Annotated in this window: 4 protein-coding genes and 1 pseudogene; all 5 read left to right on the top strand. The window is 59.7% G+C overall.

Going from position 1 to position 3494, the window contains the following annotated elements; all coding sequences use genetic code 11:
• Nucleotides 1–545 (top strand): bacteriophage T4 gp5 trimerisation domain-containing protein (locus L9Z73_RS27520; protein ID WP_430624319.1); only part of this gene is annotated, 545 nt, incomplete at its 5' end.
• 15 nt (nt 546–560) lie between these two features.
• Nucleotides 561–995 (top strand): DcrB-related protein, encoded by a 435-nt coding sequence (locus L9Z73_RS27515; RefSeq protein WP_247407811.1) that lies wholly within the window; start codon nt 561–563, stop codon nt 993–995.
• Between the two features lie 378 nt (nt 996–1373).
• The gene (locus L9Z73_RS27510) at nt 1374–1814 is read left to right on the top strand and encodes a c-type cytochrome (protein WP_247407810.1); all 441 of its coding nucleotides are present in this window, start codon (nt 1374–1376) and stop codon (nt 1812–1814) included.
• A gap of 3 nt (nt 1815–1817) precedes the next feature.
• Nucleotides 1818–3239 (top strand): cbb3-type cytochrome c oxidase subunit I, encoded by a 1422-nt coding sequence (locus tag L9Z73_RS27505; protein ID WP_247407808.1) that lies wholly within the window; start codon nt 1818–1820, stop codon nt 3237–3239.
• A 65-nt stretch (nt 3240–3304) separates the two neighbouring features.
• Nucleotides 3305–3494: pseudogene (locus L9Z73_RS27500) on the top strand (nitric oxide reductase activation protein NorD); the annotation flags it as partial.

Raw genomic sequence — 3494 nt, 5'->3', positions numbered from 1 at the left:
CCCAGAGCGGCATGAAAAGTCGTTCGAGCAAGGGCGGCACGCCGGCCAACTTCAATGAAATCCGCATGGAGGACAAGAAGGGGTTGGAGCAGTTGTATATCCATGCCGAGCGGAATCAGGACATTGTCGTCGAAGTAGACGAAAGCCACTCGGTGGGGCATGACCGCAACAAGCGTATTGGGCACAACGAGACGGTGACGATTGGCGCTAATCACCTGCGCGTAGTGCGCAACAACGACACCGTGCTGGTGGGCGGCGCCAAATCCGACAGCGCCGCCACGCGCTATACCGTCGAAGCTGGAGACAGTATTCGCCTGGTGTGCGGCGACAGTGTGATTGAGCTCACGGCAGACGGAGCCATCAACCTGACCTGTGGCTCGTTCAATCTGTTTTCCTCCGGCAGCAGCAAGATCCAGACACAAGGCAAACTGGATATCAATCAGGGCAGTGACAAGGGCACATCACCCGGTCAGCAGGGTGTGCGAGCCACTATCCATAACGCCGTCGAATCAACATTTGCGGACACGCCGGGCGCCGGCCAATAACGAGATGCTTGCACCATGAACTACCTGATCAATGAAGCCCAATTCACCTTGCCCGATGCAGCCGTACAGGATGCCTCGATCAATATCCTCAAGTTCGCCAACCTGGGCACCACGCTGGTCGTCAGCCGTAGCCCGCTGGCGGACGGCGAAACGTTGCAAAGTAACTTCCAAGCGCAGCTAAAAGCGCTCGAGCAACAGGAGAAGTACCTTCGTTACTCGCCAGTGCAAGCCATAAAGGTGGGGGCCGCACTGGATGTCGATGCCTATGAAGTGCAGAACAGTTTCAACAAAGGCAGCGACAACTTGTACCAGTACCAGTTGGCGCTGCAACTACCGGGCACACGCCGCCTGATCGCGTTGAGTTACGTCAAGACCCAACCCCTCGGGCCCGCCGAAGCGGCTCACTGGGCAACGCTCAAGCGCACGCTTAACTTCTTCGCCACACCCTGAATCGCACGGGACAATGCCGCTCAGTTAAGCGATAGAGCGAGCAACCGGTAGCCCGTGGCGAGGGAGCTTGCTCCCGTTGGACTGCGTAGCAGTCCCCTCTGTTGGGCCGCTTCGCGTCCCAGCGGGAGCAAGCGCCCTCGCCACAATGACAGTGTTATTCCTTAACTGACGGGTATTAGCCAAACGGGACAGATTTATTCAATATTTTCGAGCCGATGAAAACCCGCTTTAAGACGGCACTGCCACCGCCGCAACCGACCGCTACTCAATCCCCCAAGAATACCCGACCACCCCGATCAACAATTCTTGATCGCCATCAAGCGGTTTTCACCCCCCACCTTCCTATCATGGCCACCGCCAAGCCATGAGGAAGCGACCATGTCAGAGACCTTCACCAAGGGCATGGCCAGGAACATCTATTTCGGAGGAAGCGTGTTCTTCTTCCTGATTTTCCTGGCCTTGACCTACCACACCGAACAAACCTTTCCCGCCCGTAGCAACGTCGACCAACTCACTGAATCGGTGATCCGCGGCAAGGGCGTCTGGGAGCGCAACAACTGCGTCGGTTGCCACACCCTGTTGGGCGAGGGCGCGTACTTTGCGCCGGAGCTGGGCAATGTGTTCAAGCGTCGTGGGGGTGACGAAGGGTTCAAACCGTTCCTGCACGCCTGGATGAAAATGCAGCCCCTTGGGGTGCCGGGGCGTCGGGCCATGCCGCAATTCAACCTCAGCGACCAGGAGGTGGACGACATGGCCGAGTTCCTCAAATGGAGCTCGAAGATCGATACCAATAACTGGCCACCGAACAAGGAGGGCTGAGCCATGCGCAGCGTCAATCCCTATCTGAAATTCCAATCCCAGGCCGTGGCCAAACCCTACTTTGTGTTTGCCTTGATCCTGTTCGTCGGCCAGGTGCTGTTTGGCCTGATCATGGGCCTGCAATACGTGGTGGGCGACTTTCTGTTCCCGTTGATCCCCTTCAACGTGGCGCGGATGGTCCATACCAACCTGTTGATCGTCTGGCTGTTGTTCGGCTTCATGGGCGCCGCCTATTACCTGATCCCCGAGGAGGCCGACCGCGAGCTGCACAGCCCCAAACTGGCGATCGTGCTGTTCTGGGTGTTCGCAGTGGCCGGGGTGTTGACCATTCTCGGTTACCTGCTGGTGCCGTATGCGGCGCTGGCCAAGCTGACCCATAACGAACTGTTGCCGACCATGGGTCGCGAGTTCCTCGAGCAACCGACCATTACCAAAATGGGCATTGTGGTGGTGTGCCTGGGCTTTCTCTACAACATCGGTATGACCCTGCTCAAGGGCCGCAAGACCACGGTCAGTATGGTGATGATGACCGGTCTGATCGGCCTCGCGGTGTTCTTCCTGTTCTCCTTCTACAACCCCGGCAACCTCGCACGGGACAAATTCTACTGGTGGTGGGTGGTGCACCTTTGGGTCGAAGGCGTGTGGGAACTGATCATGGGCTCGATGCTGGCATTCGTGCTGATCAAGGTCACCGGCGTCGACCGTGAAGTGGTGGAGAAATGGCTGTACGTGATCATCGCCATGGCCTTGATCACCGGGATCATCGGCACCGGGCACCACTTCTTCTGGATCGGCGCACCCGAGGTGTGGCTGTGGGTCGGCTCGATCTTCTCGGCCCTGGAGCCGCTGCCGTTCCTGGCGATGGTGATGTTCGCCTTCACCATGGTCAAGCGTCGGCGGCGCCAGCACCCGAACCGCGCGGCCACCTTGTGGGCCAAGGGCACCACGGTGACAGCGTTCTTCGGCGCCGGGGTTTGGGGCTTCCTGCACACCCTGGCACCGGTCAACTTCTACACCCACGGCACCCAGCTCACGGCGGCCCACGGCCACCTAGCGTTCTTCGGGGCCTACGCGATGATCGTGATGACCCTGATCAGCTACGCCATGCCACGCTTGCGCGGCCTCGGCGAAGCCCCCGATGCGCGTTCGCAGACCATTGAAATCTGGGGCTTCTGGCTGATGGTGCTGTCGATGGTGATGATCACCTTGTTCCTCACCGCCGCCGGCGTGGTACAGGTGTGGTTGCAGCGCTGGCCGGCGGACGGTGTGGCCTTGCCGTTCATGGCCACGGTCGAGCATTTGACTGTCTTGTTCTGGGCCCGGTTGGCCAGTGGCGTGGTGTTCCTGCTGGGGCTGCTCTGCTACCTGTACAGCTTCCGCCAACGCCAAGCAGTCGCCGGTGCGCCAGCGCCGATTGTGTATTGATCGTCAATCCCTAAGAGGGCGGCCCGGCTGGTATAGCGGGCCGTTTTACGTTTGGAGCACACGTCATGGCCTTTACCCTGGAATTGGAAGAGTGGGTCGGCAGCGTCTGGCACCGCTTTATCACCCGCCGTGCCAATGTGGATTTCCCCGAGGCGCAGGTCGCGCTGACGGATCATCAGCGCAGCCTGGCCCTGTTGTTTCGCGCCCTGGGCGGCGCCGGCGGGATGGCGCTGGAGGCGATGAACAGCCAGCTCT

This window comes from Pseudomonas emilianonis, assembly GCF_023072625.1.
Classification (GTDB): domain Bacteria; phylum Pseudomonadota; class Gammaproteobacteria; order Pseudomonadales; family Pseudomonadaceae; genus Aquipseudomonas; species Aquipseudomonas paraveronii.
The sequence above is the reverse complement of the archived record's forward strand: the minus strand, read 5'-3'. Positions and strand labels throughout refer to the sequence as shown.